At 38.1% G+C, this 17201-nt stretch carries 16 protein-coding genes; 6 read left to right on the top strand and 10 right to left on the bottom strand.

Annotated features, from left to right (window positions below; all coding sequences use genetic code 11):
• Window positions 1–27: 27 nt before the first annotated feature.
• The 9 genes from rfbB to ABXG98_RS03070 all read right to left on the bottom strand — a co-directional run bounded on the left by rfbB (window position 28) and on the right by ABXG98_RS03070 (window position 9158).
• Complete coding sequence (rfbB, locus tag ABXG98_RS03110) at window positions 28–1089, bottom strand: dTDP-glucose 4,6-dehydratase (RefSeq protein WP_353537216.1); 1062 nt, start codon at window positions 1087–1089, stop codon at window positions 28–30.
• Window positions 1090–1130: 41 nt separating this feature from the next.
• Complete coding sequence (gene rfbC / locus ABXG98_RS03105; RefSeq protein WP_353537215.1) at window positions 1131–1679, bottom strand: dTDP-4-dehydrorhamnose 3,5-epimerase; 549 nt, start codon at window positions 1677–1679, stop codon at window positions 1131–1133.
• Window positions 1679–2557: a glucose-1-phosphate thymidylyltransferase RfbA gene (rfbA, locus tag ABXG98_RS03100; RefSeq protein ID WP_353537214.1), complete on the bottom strand. Its 879-nt coding sequence runs from the start codon at window positions 2555–2557 to the stop codon at window positions 1679–1681. Before rfbA ends, rfbC begins: the two co-directional genes overlap by 1 nt.
• 39 nt (window positions 2558–2596) lie before the next feature.
• The gene (locus tag ABXG98_RS03095) at window positions 2597–3349 is read right to left on the bottom strand and encodes a glycosyltransferase family 2 protein (protein ID WP_353537213.1); all 753 of its coding nucleotides are present in this window, start codon (window positions 3347–3349) and stop codon (window positions 2597–2599) included.
• Entirely contained in the window at window positions 3342–4406 is a 1065-nt protein-coding gene (locus ABXG98_RS03090; protein ID WP_353537212.1) for a glycosyltransferase, read from the bottom strand. Before ABXG98_RS03090 ends, ABXG98_RS03095 begins: the two co-directional genes overlap by 8 nt.
• Window positions 4403–5176 carry a hypothetical protein gene (locus tag ABXG98_RS03085; RefSeq protein ID WP_353537211.1) on the bottom strand — a complete coding sequence of 258 codons (774 nt, stop codon included), beginning with the start codon at window positions 5174–5176 and terminating at the stop codon, window positions 4403–4405. The genes ABXG98_RS03090 and ABXG98_RS03085 overlap by 4 nt, the downstream gene beginning before the upstream one ends.
• A gap of 293 nt (window positions 5177–5469) precedes the next feature.
• Window positions 5470–6711 (bottom strand): glycosyltransferase family 4 protein, encoded by a 1242-nt coding sequence (locus ABXG98_RS03080; protein ID WP_353537210.1) that lies wholly within the window; start codon window positions 6709–6711, stop codon window positions 5470–5472.
• A 60-nt stretch (window positions 6712–6771) separates the two neighbouring features.
• On the bottom strand, window positions 6772–8022 hold the full coding sequence (locus ABXG98_RS03075) for an oligosaccharide flippase family protein (protein ID WP_353537209.1): 1251 nt from the start codon (window positions 8020–8022) through the stop codon (window positions 6772–6774).
• 11 nt (window positions 8023–8033) lie between these two features.
• Entirely contained in the window at window positions 8034–9158 is a 1125-nt protein-coding gene (locus ABXG98_RS03070) for a CDP-glycerol glycerophosphotransferase family protein (protein WP_353537208.1), read from the bottom strand.
• Between the two features lie 336 nt (window positions 9159–9494).
• Here ABXG98_RS03070 and ABXG98_RS03065 point away from each other — a divergent pair, with 336 nt between their 5' ends.
• The 6 genes from ABXG98_RS03065 (at window position 9495) to ABXG98_RS03040 (ending at window position 16233) form a co-directional block, all read left to right on the top strand.
• Complete coding sequence (locus ABXG98_RS03065) at window positions 9495–10028, top strand: hypothetical protein (protein WP_353537207.1); 534 nt, start codon at window positions 9495–9497, stop codon at window positions 10026–10028.
• A 183-nt stretch (window positions 10029–10211) separates the two neighbouring features.
• On the top strand, window positions 10212–11387 hold the full coding sequence (locus tag ABXG98_RS03060; RefSeq protein ID WP_353537206.1) for a hypothetical protein: 1176 nt from the start codon (window positions 10212–10214) through the stop codon (window positions 11385–11387).
• A 159-nt stretch (window positions 11388–11546) separates the two neighbouring features.
• On the top strand, window positions 11547–12854 hold the full coding sequence (locus tag ABXG98_RS03055) for a TolC family protein (RefSeq protein ID WP_353537205.1): 1308 nt from the start codon (window positions 11547–11549) through the stop codon (window positions 12852–12854).
• Window positions 12829–14298, top strand: a complete 1470-nt coding sequence (locus ABXG98_RS03050) for an HlyD family secretion protein (protein ID WP_353537204.1) — start codon at window positions 12829–12831, stop codon at window positions 14296–14298. Before ABXG98_RS03055 ends, ABXG98_RS03050 begins: the two co-directional genes overlap by 26 nt.
• Before the next feature lie 11 nt (window positions 14299–14309).
• Window positions 14310–15017 carry an ABC transporter ATP-binding protein gene (locus ABXG98_RS03045; RefSeq protein ID WP_353537203.1) on the top strand — a complete coding sequence of 236 codons (708 nt, stop codon included), beginning with the start codon at window positions 14310–14312 and terminating at the stop codon, window positions 15015–15017.
• Window positions 15007–16233, top strand: coding sequence for an ABC transporter permease (locus ABXG98_RS03040; RefSeq protein WP_353537202.1), 1227 nt, complete (start codon window positions 15007–15009; stop codon window positions 16231–16233). The genes ABXG98_RS03045 and ABXG98_RS03040 overlap by 11 nt, the downstream gene beginning before the upstream one ends.
• Window positions 16234–16439: 206 nt before the next feature.
• Here the strand turns inward: ABXG98_RS03040 and istB are convergent, their stop codons facing one another.
• Window positions 16440–17195, bottom strand: coding sequence for an IS21-like element helper ATPase IstB (istB, locus tag ABXG98_RS03035; RefSeq protein ID WP_502901532.1), 756 nt, complete (start codon window positions 17193–17195; stop codon window positions 16440–16442).
• Window positions 17196–17201 lie beyond the last annotated feature (6 nt).

The raw sequence follows: 17201 nt of genomic DNA, 5'->3' as shown, positions 1-17201 counted from the left end.
CCTAAACCACATCTATTACCGTAAAAATTAGTGACCTAGCCTTTCTCTTTGATAACTGCCATCTTGGACATGTTTACACCAGGACAAATTGTCCAGATACCATTCTATGGTTTTCTTAATGCCTGATTCAAACGTTTCTTGAGGCGTCCAGCCAAGGGTTTCATTAATTTTACTTGCATCAATAGCGTAACGCACATCATGCCCTGGACGGTCTGTTACATAAGTAATTAAGTCGTTAAAGCTTTCTATTCCTTGGGGTTTATCAATGATAAGCTCGTTTAAATGCTGACAAATAGTATTAACCACTTCAATATTTTGTTTTTCATTAAAGCCGCCAATATTATAGGTTTCACCTAAGGTTCCTTCACAAACCACTTTGTATAAAGCACGCGCATGATCGTCTACATAGAGCCAATCACGCACTTGTTTACCATCGCCGTAAATAGGCAAAGCTTTACCTTCAAGGGCATTTAAAATAATCAATGGGATTAATTTTTCTGGAAAATGATAAGGGCCATAATTATTAGAGCAATTCGTTATAACCACTGGCAATTGATAAGTGCGATGCCACGCTCTCACTAAATGATCAGACGCAGCTTTTGACGCCGAATAAGGTGAGCTAGGATCATAAGGCGTTGTTTCACTAAACAATCCTTCAGCGCCTAAGTCACCATACACTTCATCGGTTGAAATGTGGTGAAATCGAAAACCTTTTTGCCTATCCGCCGTTAATTTAGCAAAGTAGTCTCTTGCCACGTCAAGTAGTGCATAGGTGCCAACAACATTAGTTTGTATAAATTCGCCTGGGCTATCAATAGAGCGATCAACATGGCTTTCTGCTGCTAAATGCATAATAAAATCAGGTTGGTGCTGTGCAAACACTTGCGCCACTTTAACCTTGTCACAAATATCGCCTTGAATAAAATGATAACGCTCATTTGCTTCAATTGATTTGAGTGATTCAAGATTACCAGCATAGGTTAACTTATCAAAATTAATCACCTGATGATCTGTTTCATTAATTAGAAAACGCACCAATGCTGAGCCAATAAAGCCAGCGCCTCCGGTTACAATAATAGTTTTACTCATTAAACTTTTTCTCTCAAATAATGTGGTTAATGATACCCGTTTTAATCAAAACAGGGCGCATCGTTAAACAATAAACCATTTTCGTCTTTAGCAGATAAGGCAGGGGTTTTATCATCTACCAGCGGCCATTGAATCGCTAACTGGGGATCATTCCACAACAAAGATACTTCATGCTCTGGGGCATAATAGTCAGTACACTTATAGACAAATTCTGCAGACTCACTAATCACATAAAAACCATGAGCAAAACCTTCAGGCACCCATAGTTGGCGTTTATTTTCACCCGATAAAATCACCCCAACATGTTGACCAAAGGTAGGCGAAGTTTTGCGCATATCAACAGCAACATCATAGACTTCACCAGCAGTCACCCGAACCAATTTACCTTGTGTATTGTTGAGTTGGTAATGCAAACCACGCAAAATACCTTGGCTTGATTTACTGTGATTGTCTTGTACAAAAACACGTGAACAGCATTGTTTGTTAAATTCATCAACACGAAAAGTTTCCATGAAAAAACCGCGTTCATCACCAAACACTTTCGGCTCAATGATTTTAACATCAGGAATTACGGTATCTATATAATTCATTAAAAAACCCGCCCATCAATTAATTGCAATAGGTATTCACCGTACCCGCTTTTTCTTAGCGGTTGGGCAATTTCACGTAATTTTTCTGCGCTCAACCAACCATTTCGATAAGCGACTTCTTCAGGACAGTTCACTTTTAAACCTTGTCGTTTTTCAATTGTAGAAATAAAGTTAGCTGCGGCAAGTAAATCATCATGGGTGCCAGTATCAAGCCATGCTGTACCTCGTCCCATGATCTCAACTTTTAAGCTGCCCGCTGTTAAGTATTGCTCAATAACATCGGTAATTTCTAATTCGCCACGGGCTGATGGCTGAACATTTTTTGCCAATTCAACCACATGTTCATCAAAGAAGTACAAGCCCGGCACTGCATACTTTGATTTTGGAAACTGTGGTTTTTCTTCTATGGAGATTGCATTACCTAGCTGATCAAACTCAACCACACCATAAACCTGAGGGTTGGCAACATGATAACCAAAAACAGTGCCGCCAGAGGTTTGCGCATTGGCGTTTTGCAATGATTTAGTTAAGTCATGTCCGTAGAACATGTTATCACCCAAAATAAGTGCCGCAGGAGCGCCATCAAGAAACGCTTCAGCCAGGATAAACGCTTGTGCTAAGCCATCTGGGCTGGGTTGTTCTTTATAGGAAATAGTCACGCCAAAATTACTACCATCACCTAATAAGTTTTCAAAACGATGAATTTCTTCTGGCGTTGATATCACTAGTATCTCTTTGATGCCAGCTTGCATCAAAGTGGCAAGCGGATAATAAATCATAGGTTTATCGTATACCGGCATAAGCTGCTTACTAACAACTTTGGTTAAAGGGTACAAGCGAGTGCCACTGCCCCCAGCTAAAATGATGCCTTTGTGCATAGTTATATATTTCCCTGTTGGGTTATTCTTTTATTTTACTTAGTTGTGTATTTTACTTAATTGTTTGTTCTTATACATTTTATATCGAAGATAAATATTCGACCTAACGGCTTTAGCAATGTATTTACTTTTTGAGTCGCCGCCCAAGCCATGCTGTAAGCTAATATTGTTCACTAATACTACGGGTGCATCAACGGCATGACAACGATCACATATTTCCGTGTCTTCAGCATACATAGGAAAATTAATATCAAAGCCACCCAATTGATAAAAAAACGGCTTATTAAATATCACTGCCGCAGCAAAATACCAATAATCACCCGCTGGAGATTCGCGCTTTTTAGCGAAAATGCTAGCAAAAAACGTTACCACTTGATCAAAAAAGTCAGGCTTGGCTTTACCATTAATTTGTTTGCTACCATCTAAGTTAACCAAGGCAGGAAAAAATAGCCCATCTTCTATGCCTTGTTGCTCCATACATGCTTGTGTAAGGTAATGATGTAACGAGTCATCAATTAAGCAGATATCAGGGTTAAGTAAAACAACGTTATCATATGAGCACAAACTCACGCCAATATTATTATTGACAGAAAATGACATCGGTGAGATATTTTTAATAACCTTGAAATTAGCAATATTAAAGCGATGACACAACCCCTCAAAATCAAACCCTGAGTTGAGGTTGTCAATTAAAATGAGCTCATAAGAGAGCTTAAGATATTGAGCGAGTGATGCCACTAGTTTTTCTATATCGCTATGATGCCCATGAGACACTGTGACTATACTAATCATTTAAAATTTTCTTTAAGTTAAGTTGATACTGGTTAAATGAGTAGCGCTGGCTGTCTGTTTTAACCCGATGTTGAAGGTCTAGGTATTGTTTCTCGTTCAACTGTAATAACGTCAGCATTTTGTCTGCTAACGCATTACTATTTCCCGTTGAAAAAACAAAGGTGTTAAGCGGGTTTACTTCTTGATAAGCGCCAACATCACTTGACACTACCGGTACACCAAGCGCACCGCTTTCAATAATAGTGCGGCCAAAGGTTTCTGGTAACAATGACGGTGCAACCATAAACTTAGCTTGTTTAATATAACTTGATGGCTCGGGTTGAAAACCCACCCATTTAATCTCAATGTTTGGGTATTGAGCATCACAGCTTTTCATTTCATCGATGAGGTTTTCTTCACCTGACTTAACACCACCAACAATAATAATTCGTATTTTGTTGCGATATTGCTTTGATAATTGCCCAAGCGCCTTAAAAAGCACGCCAATTCCTTTGCGCTCACTTAGACGTCCTAAGTAAATAAAATCATATTGCTCCAAGGTATCGGCACTTAAATCATCACACGGTACGTCTATTCTATTATAAAGTAACTCAACCTTTTTCATGTCTCCAAACATGGATTTGGTGTATAGCGAATTGGCGATCAGTTTTGTACTGCACATTGACAAAAATTGTTTATAGAGCGTAAAAACCGCCCCGTAATCAATGAGACTTTCGCGAATAATAATATATAACGGAACTCTACAGCACCAACAGGCAAGATACAGCTCAGGCATCACCGAAATATTGGCAATAACTTTATCCGGTTTGTGTTGACGTAAAAACTTTATCAGCTTTAACACTGACCATACACTTGGCAATAAACGACGTTTAGAAAGAATATTAAACGCCAGTGCTTTGACATTATATTGCTGACTATACTCTTCAGGTATAGTAACCGCAGGATTCATAAATGTGGTGATACGATAATCTGATGACAATGCTTGAAACACATCACCTAAAGAACTTTCAGAGCCGTAACCGCCAGAATAATTTGAAAAAATAAAGAGTTTTTTCATGCGGTTTTCCATAACAAAGAACGATAGCCTTTTTCTTGGCTGAACATCACCACAAAAATAAAAAACATCGCGTAATAAGAGTAAAATAAATCTGCGTAAAACGAATAACCTAATGCCAGTGACGCTCCAACAAAAAACTTTTCACTTTGACAGTTTTTAATCAAGTAATACAAAAATAACGGTAACAAAGTAATGGTAAAAATAGATATAAAAGTTAAATAAGCATTGTCATAGACCTTTTCAGGATCAGCAAAAGGGAGCAAAAAATAACTATGGTAATTACTGATAAAAAACTCAATTAAGGTTTCTACACGCGCATTAAAAGTACCAAAAACAAATAACCGTTGACCTGGTGCTAAAGCGGCTATTAGTGGCCCTATTAGCGTAAAGGTAAAATAGGAAAGACCGTTACAAACCAAGGTGTAAAAAAGCAGCACCGAATAACGAGTTCTAGGGAATAGGTATTTTTTAACCCATAAAAAGAATATCAGCACCAGAAAAGCTACTAACACCCCCCTAGAGCCTGAAATTACCAACATGGTAAATGAAAGCAACATACCTAGCTTATTTTTTGAAAGCAAAAAGTAATAAAAATAAACACAGAAAAATAAGGATAGCTCAGGTGTACCAGCTAAAAATGACAAAGGTCTGACATCATCTCTGATAAAGTAGCCCTCTTCACCTACAGCACCAATGCCTGCCCTAATCCAATTAAGCTCAACAAAAGTGTATCCAAACACTTTTTGGTAAATCGCGTAAAGTATAATCAAGAAAAACAACGGCAAAAAGCATTTAAGGGTGCTGCTAAACCTTAGCCTTCTGAAGGTAGGTAAAAAAATACAAAGCAAAATAAAAGGTAAAAAATGCACTAGGCTAAAAGGAGAAACCAATAACAAATAACTGCTCAGGCAAAACCCTATCATTAACCCTTTTTTAGAAATGACAATGCCGACACTTGAAAGCAGCGCCAGTATCGACATAACTTTATAAATAACTGGTTCAAAGTAAACCAGTCTTTTAAAAAAGGGGTTGAAACAAACCCAAAAAATTCTCAAAAAATCCATTAGTGGCTTATTTTTTTATAACGTTTATAGCAAGCAAATAACCACCTAGAAAGTGTCTTAGCATATAAAAACACATGATTATTATGCTTGTCGGTAGTATTAATCTTGGCAATCAAGCTCTCGTTTAGTGGCTGTAGCTCAAGGGTAGCAATACACTGCGCTAATTCCGAGATATTTTTATTAAAGTTTAATTTGCTTTGTGCATGTGCTTTACAGTCATGCTTCAATCGCGTTAAGTCTGGCTCAGGTAAATTAATTAAGCTGGCTATTTTTTCGCTTAGCATAGTAATTGAAACCTCTGCTTCTGGCCAAAAGTAACCATCGCCTCTCACGCCTTCTGCGGCAATGTCGACTAAATATGGGTAATTCTCATACACAAACTCATTCATCGGCTGTTTGTCTGGGATCATAACAGGCAACCCAGCAGCCATAGCCTCAGCAATGGTTAACCCTATCCCTTCTAACCGAGTAGGGTAAACATAAATATCACCTAAATAATACAAACCAGGCGCAGGTACCGTTTTATGGATAAGCACCAATATATTGTTTACTATAAAGTGTTCAATTTGAGGCTGTAACTCAGGAAAGCTTTTGATCAAATCAACTTGGGTGTGTATTACCACCTGAGCTTTGGTTAACACGTCTGCATCAATACTCCCTAAAGACTTTAGCAATAGATCTGTGCCCTTTCTATGGGGGTTCATTCCTGCAGAGTGAAAAAACACCCGTTTATTGTTAGCTTTATTATATTCAGGGTTAACAGGGGCGCTACCGTATAACTCAACATTGGTTCCCCACGGGATGTATTTTGCTCCACGGTGCCAATTAAACACCGAAAAATGCCGTTTAGTGTTACACCAAAGCTGATCGTATACTTCAAACAGAGGGACAGTCTCATTAGTATAATAATCAATGTAAGCAATGGTTGGTATATTAAGCTGCTTAGTCCAGATTATCGGCGCCCAGTAATGCTGTTCATTAAAGATCACTGCATCAATATGGTTGGCACTCAACCACTCTTGATACTGTGTTTTGTCCATATCTGTATTAATTGGACTATATAAAAAAGTATTCCAAGTAACATTAGTTAACGCCCAGTTGTCATCATCATTAGCAAATTTTTCGCCACCACGGGCATAAATAAACACTTCATACCCCAATGATTGTAGCGCTTCCATAAATTGTCGGCTCACATAGGCGGCTCCGCGTTCAAACCAAGTGGTCACAATACCGATTTTCATAAAACCTCTTTGAGCAAACTAAGTCGTGTTGTCGGACTAAAGTCCAACCTAAAGGTAACGTTAAGTAAATAAGCTAAACATATTAATGCCTAACTTTTTACTGACTACCCTACTTGATAAATAACAAGTGATGATAACGCATAATCCGCTGATAGCCACAGCGCCCCATAACGGATAAAACGGAACAATAATACAGCCAATAACACTAGCAATCACACTTGATATAATAACATTATTTCGGTGGGCTTTTTCTTGCCCAGTCATAATGAGTAAATATGAAACAGAGCCAACCCAGACCGAGAAAAATTGAATTAATGCAAGCACTCGAAGAATCGACGCACTTGTTTTATATTCTTCACCAAAGAATGCCAAGATAAATTCTGGAAAAAATAGTAATAACGCTATCAAGGGAAATGTAGCTAATAACATTATCCGTTTCGAATGTGCTACAGCAATACCTAAACCAACTAAGTCATTAGCTGCATATAAAGCAGCAAACTTAGGAGCAACTACTCGATTAACGGCAAACATAATAAAACTGGTTAGCGTAGCCACTTTAATGCTAACCGCAAATAACGCCACCTCAGTATTACTCCCCCATAGTCCTAGGAACAATTGGCCGATAACGGTATTAAATTGTTGAAAGATTTGAAAAATCAAAAGCGACGAGCAACTCGCCAGTAATATTTTTGAGTCAAAATTAAGGTTATAGCTAAAGTGATTTTGTCGTAACCAATAAATAATACAGGCTGATAAGGCACATAACACACTGAAAAAGTAGTTTTGCGCAAGGCTGGTTATTTCGTGTGGCACCAATACAAAATTGATGACCAAAAAACTAAATGGTTGGATCAATCCAGCCATCATCATTGATATTGCTACTTTGCCCGTTGCTTGAATAGCATGAGAAATTAAGGCAATAACAGCCAAGCAAGGCACAGCAAAAAGAAAAAGATAATAATACTGATGGTTGTTACCGGCCACTTGAGGATAAAACACCAGCAATACTGAGGTCAACGCCACAACAACCAAACTCACGCTTGCACTCCAAATCACCGATTTATTAACGACGGCATTTAACTTTAGTGCATTTTGTTGATTGTGATAAATCGCTACATATTTTAATACCGTATTATTTAATCCTAAACCACAAACGCTGACAAACAGTATCACTAATGACGTTGCATAAAAATACAATCCCGCTTGGTCTGTGCCCAGGTTACGGGTAATACTAGCCGCTACTACAAAACTGATCAGCGCTGATAAAATCCTTAGAATCAGTGCAATGGCACTTCCCTTCAATAAATTCATATTCAATAGTACTAATTAAATTGATGATATAGGCTTTTGCCAGCAGACATTGAATGCAGTGCTGATAGCCGAGTATAAGTGGGCGATTGGAAGTTACTTTGCCAAACTGAGTCTAATTCGCTGGTGTTAATATGCCTACATTCTTGCAAAATCTCATCATAATCAAAATAACTACCACCACGGTTTTTAAAATAACCGGCTTTATCGGGTGTGTACAAAAGTATCGGCCTTGCCAGTAAACTATAATCAAAAATAATACTGGAATAATCCGAAATAAGAATATCAGCGGCTAGTAACTCTTCTTGCACGTCTTCTATAACACTAAGTTTAACATTATTGGGTAGGTTAATATTTGCAACTAATGTCCGCTCTTTAGGATGAAGCCTTAACACCAATATATCACGCGCGTGTGCAAACTCTGCAAACGAGCGTACTAAGGAAGTATAAATACCAAGTGACAGCTTGCTTTGATCTCTAAATGTTGGCGCAAACAAAAAGAGCCTAGCTTGGGATGAAGAGGCATAACAAGACCTCAAAGAGGTAATTAATTGATTATTATCTTTGTTTTCATTTAAATAATCGTTTCGTGGTTGCCCTAAAGGCAATACTTTGCTCGCTGGCAGCTTCATGCATGACATTAAAAAAGGTTTAGTTATTGGCGATGAGGCAATTAAATAATCATTTTGGCTATACGGGTTATGGGTGTCTAATGAAAATAGTGCCCTATCACTGATTGAATCATAGCCCATTTTTTTAATTGGTATGCCATGCCATAAATTAATTACTGGACAACTTTTAATAGCGAGAGCACCCAGATCTAAAAAAGAATGAGTAACAAACACATATTTGGCTCGGGCGAGAATCAATAACAGCTTAAACGAGTTTTTTTTAACAACCCTGACATTAGGGTTTTGCCCAATTAACGATTGCATCGTTTGGTAACACTGAGTATCCGTAGCAACCCAAACACAGTTAGCCCCTTGTTCTACATAGGTTAAAAACAGATATTTACTGTTATCGGTAAAGCCATATTTAGCTGAAAACACAATATATTGCTTTTGATGGGGTAGCCATAAAAACAATTGGGTGATGAAACGTGTAAAAAATTTAAGTATTACAATAGCGGTATGTCTCACTACCCTTCCTTTTTGAGAGTGTTATAGGTTTTATCTTCTATTTAAACAAGGGTAAATAGATTTAAGCAACTAAGATAAATACTATTTTATAGAATTTCATTAAAAAATTCTTTATGAATAATCCTGAGTATTATACGCAAGTTAAGCGGTGCTTTCAGTAAAAAACATGACGATTGGATTAATGATTACAAAAGATAACAACTTAGGTGTTCAAACTGCAGTGTTAATTATTAGTGTGTTCTTGGGTAAAGATAAATAAAGAAATCTACACCTTAAACTGGCTTGCGTATATACTCTTAGCTCTAACTAAAAGATTATTGAACTACAAAGGGTCTTATGAAAAAAATATTATTGACTATGAGTATGTTATGGGTACTTTTATCCGTAATAGGTTGTAAATCAACTGATACGCAGAAAATTCTAATTCCTTTTCCTTCTGAAGTATTAGCTCAGGAGCCTATAGAGGGAACCGAAGGGAAGTATGTTTTACCTTATACCTCAGATGGTGTACTAACCGAATGGGTAGAACTTGCAATAGATGCGGGTATCGGGAAAGATCTGGGTGGTTTAGTTGGTTCATTAGTTGGTCGGCAACTGGTTAGTGGCATTCCATTTATAGGCTCAACAATTGGGAACAATGTAGGCGAAAATATTGGTAAAACCATGGCGATAGATGCGATTGGTGGCATTGACGTGTTGAAAGAGAGCTCTGATTTATCGTTTGATTCGCTTGAAGCTATGTCTATATATTTATACAAGCATCATACCGACCACCCTTATTACCTACCGGCAATTAAAGCAACCATGGTGTTTTACCCAGAACTTAAAGAAGTGTATAACCAAGCCATAATAAGCGCACCGCGCTGGTAATATACGTTGAAGTGTATTATTTGTAGCAAAAGATTAATGTTTAATGTAATTCAACGGTTGCTTTGAAATTAAATTTAGTTAGAATAACGCTTGGAAATAATAATATAATAGTAATCTTCGTGACCGCAGCGCAGTTTCAAGTTATTGAAAGCATCTAGGAAACGAAAAATAAGGAATTCTCTCGTGAAATTGAAAACATTATCGCTACTTGCTTGCTGCGTATCACTTGCATCACAAGCAGAAGTTACTCATATCCCATCTGACGGCATCAAAATTGGCGAAAGAACGACAATTTCAGGTGTTTTGGATAATTCAAAAGCAATAAAGGAAGCTCGCCTTTATTTTAAATCTAATTTATCTGACTCTTTTATTTTTGTTGATTTAGATAAAAACGGACTAGTTTTACAATCTGATTTACCAGCACCAGGCCCATCAATGGGGCAAATAGATTACTTTTTTGCTGTAAAATATAAAGATGGCAGTTTTGAACGCTCTGATGTTTTTGGCACCAAGGTAAAAGGTGAATGGGATAAAGACTCCAAAAAAGCCTACTCGGATGTTTTAGAAGTTCAATCAGAGTTGGACCCAAGCAAAGTGACTACAGAAGACTTTGCTAACAACGTAACCTACGGATACCAAGCTAGCCAATTGTTAGGTAGCAGTGGCAACGCATTAAATTTATCTTCAGTCAGTGGCTACACTGTTACGGCTTCATCAAGTGCTTCAGCTGCTGGTTCTAGCGCAGCAACGGCAAGTACTGGAGCAGCTGCAGGTTCAGGAGCGGCAGCAGGTGGCTTTGCTGGTTTATCAACAACAACCATTGCTGTTGGTGTAGGTGCTGTTGCTGTTGGCGCAGGTGCTGTTGCAGCAGGATCATCAGAAACAAAAAGTGATAGTCTTGATACAACAACTGTAACCGTTGAAACAGACACCACTGTGACTGGTAATGATAATACTACACCTGGTACAGGCACTCCTATTATTGATTTACCAGGTTTAGGTAACGTTTTGGATGCCAATGGCTACGAAACCAATATGCCACCATCAAGTGCTACTTGTGGGACCCTAGTTGAAGGAAGTGGTGATATCCCTACAACCACAAATACAACTATTAACTTAAATTCTAATTCAGGCACATTCCATGTTACTTATAATTTAGGTGGCTCTATTGCAGATCAACTAGTTTTTGTACATGATGGCGTAACCTTATACGACACTGGCTGTTCGGCTATAAATGGTGGGAATTCAGGTGTTATCAATCTACCAGGAGTAGGTCCAAACACTCTTGAAGTGACCATCACGTCTAATTGTTTAAATCAAACCGGTACCTACTGGGGATTCACTGTTTCATGCCCCTGAAATAATGGTTCTTAAATCATTTCATATGGCGCAGCACTCAACATGCTGCGCTTACATATATCTATGAAGCCCTTCTACTATATATTAGTAATTATTTTTTTATTTCTTGTATTTAATTGTAAAGCAAGCGATAAGCTCACCCTAATAGACTACACCACTGTGGTGCTAAAAAAAGGTGATGATAATAAAACCATACAAGATCAGAATTATTTAGCCAAACTTGATGTGACATTGGCAGAAAGTGCATTTGACTTTCAGTATTACCCTATAGCCAGCTTTTATGAAAGTACTAGTGGCAGCAACCAAGGCATAGGTTTAGAAGTCAGAAAAAAAACCCAATACGGTAGTCAAATTACTTTAGGTTCTACCTATGATAAGTTTGAGTCTGATAGCTATTCCAGTGAGTCCCCTAAAACCTATTTACGCTTAGAGCAAGGTTTGTTTCGCCAATGGGGGTACGATATTAACGCCTTACCTTTACAGGTAGCAGAAATTGGCCAACATAAGCAAGCATTACAGTCGCAACTACAAACACAAAACCTCATTGCTCGTGCTTGTTATTTATATATTGATACCGTGGTAGCTTTTAAACAACACGCTTTATCAAAATTAACGGTCAAGCGTTCGCAATTAAATTTAGAAGTTGCAGAGTCCCGACATAGCTTAGGGCTAGTAGCTAAGACCGATGTGTACCGAGCCAAGCTATCATTCATTAGTGCCAAATCTAGAGAGCGTGATGATAGTAAAAATGTCAAAAACTTACTACGCAGCCTATCTGATTTAGCTGGTGGTGCTATATATTTTCAACAAGAGAATATTGCTGACTCTATAAATCAAATTTTTTATTCTCTACCCCGAGATTATATCGCTGTGGCAATGGGTAACCGAGGTGACATAAGAGCATTAGCATTAGATAGCAAATTGGCTCATTTATCGCTATTTAGAGCCAAAAAGCAACTTTTACCTGACATTAAGCTTACTGCAGAAATTAATAAATACTATGATGGGTTTGAAAGTGACAACGGTAGTTTCAAAGATGATCTGAACTGGAATGTTGGTTTAACCTATCGCACTGGATTTAATCTAGACAAAGAAAAAAATAACTACCAGAAACAGCGAATTGCCTATAACACATTAATTAGGCAACAACAAAGTACAAAACGCAGGGTCAAAGATGAAATCATGAACCTTGCCGACACAATACGTTTAATTCAAGAAAAACAACTGTTAAATGAGGAGCGATTAACCCAAGCAACAAGTTCCGTCGAATTAGCTAAACTTCGCTATGAACGAGGGCTTTCCAACAATCTGGATCTAATGGATGCAGAAGATGAATTACAGCAAGTACAAGTTGAGCTTATTCGTCAACAAGCAAATCTAACAAAAAACATGATAAACTTCGCCCAAGCAATGGGTATTCTATCTATCGAGTGGCTAAACAATGTCTATAAACCCAGACCTACTTAATACCATTACAGGTCGCCTTCTTCCAATAAAAAAAGTAACTCTTGGTTTAATTGCATTTGCCTTATTACTCTTAACTATTTTTGGGTTTAGCATATCAAACAGCTCAGACAGTAATGATTTAGAAATGGAGCACAAGGTTACTTATCAAACATTCCCCTCATTAGTGCAAGCCCGAGGAGAGCTTCAACCAGCTAGGGTTATTCCGATTAAATCTAATATTTCCAATGCACGCACCAAGCTTACTTTTTTGGTTGCAGATGGCAGTTCTGTTGAAAAAGGCGAGGTCGTTGCACAATTTGACAAAACAGCATTGCTAGAGGAACTTTCTGCCGTTGAACAAGGTTTGTCAGATGCAGAAGCTACGTTATCATTAGCTGAGCGCTCATTAAGCATACAACTGGAAGAATCAGAGAAATCAGCTGACAGTGCCAAAAAAACATTGGAAGTGGCTGAACTAAAAGCCAAGGAGTTACTAGAAGGTGCCAGTATACTAAAGCGAAAAAAATTAGGCTTAGAAGTGAAACAAGCTCAGCGAGAACTTGAAATAGCCAAATTGGAATTAGATGATTTTAATGTATTACTAAAGTTAGGTCATGTTAGTAATAGGGAAAAAGAAAAAGCGGCAGATAAAGTACAAAAACTAGTTGAACAAGAGGAGTTAAAGCAACAAGAATTAGAAAATTTTAGGTTATTTGAGTGGCCAAAAATGAAAAGAGAGGTTGAAATATTAAAGGAGTCAGCAGCAACAGAATATCGACGTACCTTACGAGTGTCACAGATTCAAATACAGAATAGCCGAAACGCGATTGTTAAAGCCAAGAGAGATCATCAAAGAGCGCTCAATAGAGTCAGTAAAACAAAACAAAACCTTTTAGCTTGCGAACTCACTGCCCCTATCTCTGGTACTGTGATACATAAAACCATCTCCAAAGCGGAAGGAGTTCAAAAAATTCAAGTGGGCGATAACATCTGGTCTGGGCAAACCCTCATGGATATTCCAGATACTAACCAGCTCATTTTAAATACACAAATAAGGGAGTTTGATGTCGCAAAAATCAATACTAACCTTAAAGCAAAGGTTTACTTAGACGCCTATAGCAATGCTGCATATACCGGAAGAGTATCACGCATTAACAAAGTCGTCTCTAGTGGTGAAAATGGGGTAAACCGATTTAACGTTGAAATTACTATAGATAAATCCCCCACTAATGTACACGTTGGTATGTCTGGTCGCGCTGATATTATGATAAAAGAAGTGAATAATAAATTATCAGTGCCAATTCACTTGACTGATTATGATAATGGTACATATTACGTTTGGGTGAAAGATTTTGGACAAAGAAAAAAGCAAAGCTTTCGTGCTGGCGTTAGCAACCACCAATGGATTGAAGTGCTTGATGGTATAGAGGAAGACACGGTCATCTATAGCACTAGAACCAACTAATGGTAAAATCAATGGATTCATGCAACACCACCAGCACATCAAGCTTGATGTTTGAAGTAAATAATTTGAGTAAGCGTTTTGTTGTTGGTAGTAGCATACACCAGGTCATTTCAGACATATCATTCTCTGTCAATACTGCTGAAATAACGGCATTGGTTGGCCCCTCTGGCGCAGGTAAATCGACTTTACTCTCTATATTATGCGGGTTAGAGTCACCAGATGATGGAGAGGTGAAATACTTAGGGCGCTCATTAGTGGAGATGCGCGCAGAAACATTAGCGACATTGCGAAATAGTGAGTTTGGTTTTATTTTTCAAAGTCCATTTTATCTTCCTTATAAATCCGTACTTGAGAATGTATTACTGGCTGGATCATACGCCGAACAATCAATAGAACAACTCAGAGCCGATGCTACCGAATTGTTAGCTAACGTAGGTCTAGAAACTCATTTACATAAATCACCTGCATTATTGTCAGGTGGTGAGCAGCAGCGCATGGCATTTGCAAGAGCGATGCTTCTCAAACCCAATGTGATTTTTGCTGACGAGCCAACGGCAAGTCTTGATGAAGAAAACTCAAACAATTTATTATCACTTTTATCCGAGCAGGTAAAAATAGGCCGCTCTGTCATACTTGTAAGCCACGACAAGGAAGCAATACAATGGGCAGATACCACCTTAGTGCTGAGTGACAAAGGAAAATCAATTTGTGAACGTTAAATATTTAAAAATTGACATTCATGATGCATGGCAATGTTTAATGTATAGAAAAGTTCGCACGCTACTAAGCGCCTTAGGTATAGCGATAGGAACCATTGCCCTAGTCAGTATGATAGCTATTGGAGAGGGAGCTAAAAAGGAGGCGCTAAGACAAATAATGTCTATGGGTATCACCACCGTCAGGGTAGAAAACAAGCTAAATGAATTGGTTAAATCCAACAGTTACGCGGTAAACAAAGCTGTGGGGTTAACATTAAATGATATTAATAGTCTTCAAGTTGTATTAAAAACTGCGAAAATTGGTGCTTTTTTTAAGGTAGAATCTGTCCCAATCGTAATTAGTGGTGCTACCAAGTTAGTAGATATTATTTACGCTAATGTCGATTGGGCTGAAGCAGAATCGCTTGCATCAGCAAAAGGTCGGCTGCTCAATGATGTCGACAACCACAATAGAAGTGCTTTTTGTAATATTGGCGCTAATATTTTTAACCGTAATCAAGCGTTCAAATTAGGTGAATCAATCTATTGGGAAAATGGCAGTTGCTCTGTAATAGGAAAGCTAGACAACAAACCCCAGTTATTAACTGAAGGAACGACACTCTCTGCTATAGATTTTAATCATTCGATTATATTGCCAATTTCTCGGCTCTCTAATAGCTTATCTCAATTATCAGGAATTACCTTAAATTTTGAATCAGAACAATTGTCTCACTTAGAAACAATCAGTTCTAAAGTCAGTGATATACTCGCAATATCTCATCAAGGGGTCATTGATTTTGATGTAGTTGTACCTGCGCAATTACTTGAAAAATCGAAGAAAGAGCAAGAAGTCTTCACGCTAATTATGAGTGCCATTGCTGGCCTATCCTTATTAGTGGGAGGCATTGGTATCATGAATGTTATGTTAGCCCATGTGGCAGAGCAAACGAGAGAAATCGGCTTAAGAATTGCGGTTGGTGCAACAAATGAGAGAATAATAACGCTATTTTTAGCCTACTCATTATTGATTACTATTGTAGGCTCGCTATCAGGAGTTATTGGTGGAATATCTCTGGCATTGTTAATTGAAATGTTTGTTAGTTGGCCAGTTGATATATCATTTTACACCATAATCATAGGACCTGTGTTTTCAATTATTGTGGGTATATTGTTCGGTATTCATCCAGCAATACAAGCAACTAAAATTACGCCAAATTATGCTTTAAGGGTTATGTAAATAGCGCAATAAATTACGCCCTACAAGGTAGGTTAGAATTCATTCTGACATGGCGCAATGAATTACGTTCTACAGTTAAAACCAAGTGTAGGTTGGATTTCAATCCGACAATATAAAACGCGCAATGTGCGTATTAACATGAGAAAGATCGCTTAATAACCTCCATGGAGATCGCTATCGCTCTAATCTGTAGAACCTCTTTTAATCTACTTTTTTTGATCTCCATGAGTCAATGAATTTGTCATTTTTCTCATCGATTCCCCCTGTAATTCAATTTTGATTGAACGATGAACAAGTCGATCTAGAATGGCATCAGCATGTGTTGATTCACCGATCATTTCATACCAACTGGCAATAGGTAATTGACTAACAATCAGAGTGGAGTGATGATCATATCGCCCATCAATCAATTCAAGTAAATCACTACGTTGACTGGTGTTAAGTGGCTCTAATCCCCAATCGTCGATGATGAGCAAATCTGCTTTGATAAGCTTGGTTATCAGTTTTCGGTAACTTCCTTCAGCTTGTGCCAAGTACATCTGCTCAAGCAGCTCTTTTAGTCTCAAGTAGTATACTGTTTTCCCTTGTCGACAATGCTCAGTGCCTAGCGCACAAGCCAAGTAAGTTTTACCGCAACCGGTAGCACCAGTGATAACCAGGTTGTGTGAGTGATGGAGCCAATCATTTTGGCTTAATGCTCTAACCTGAGCTTTATCCAGGTTTCTGTTGGCTTTATAAGTGAGATCACATAGCTCAGCTCGCAAGCGAAATCTAGCTTGTCGTGTTAACCGTTCAATTCGCCGCTGCTCTCGTTGGGTGAGTTCATATGCAAGTAATAATTGCAGCCGCTCAGTGAAACTGAGCTCGGCATAGGTGTTTGCTTGTGCGCGTTGTTGCTCAAGTGCATCACGTACACCGGCAAGCTTAAGTTGGTTTAACTGTAACGTTAATTCTTGCATGATTTCTCC

The organism is Colwellia sp. KU-HH00111, from assembly GCF_040362745.1.
Taxonomy (GTDB): Bacteria; Pseudomonadota; Gammaproteobacteria; order Enterobacterales; family Alteromonadaceae; genus Colwellia.
The sequence above is the reverse complement of the archived record's forward strand: the minus strand, read 5'-3'. Positions and strand labels throughout refer to the sequence as shown.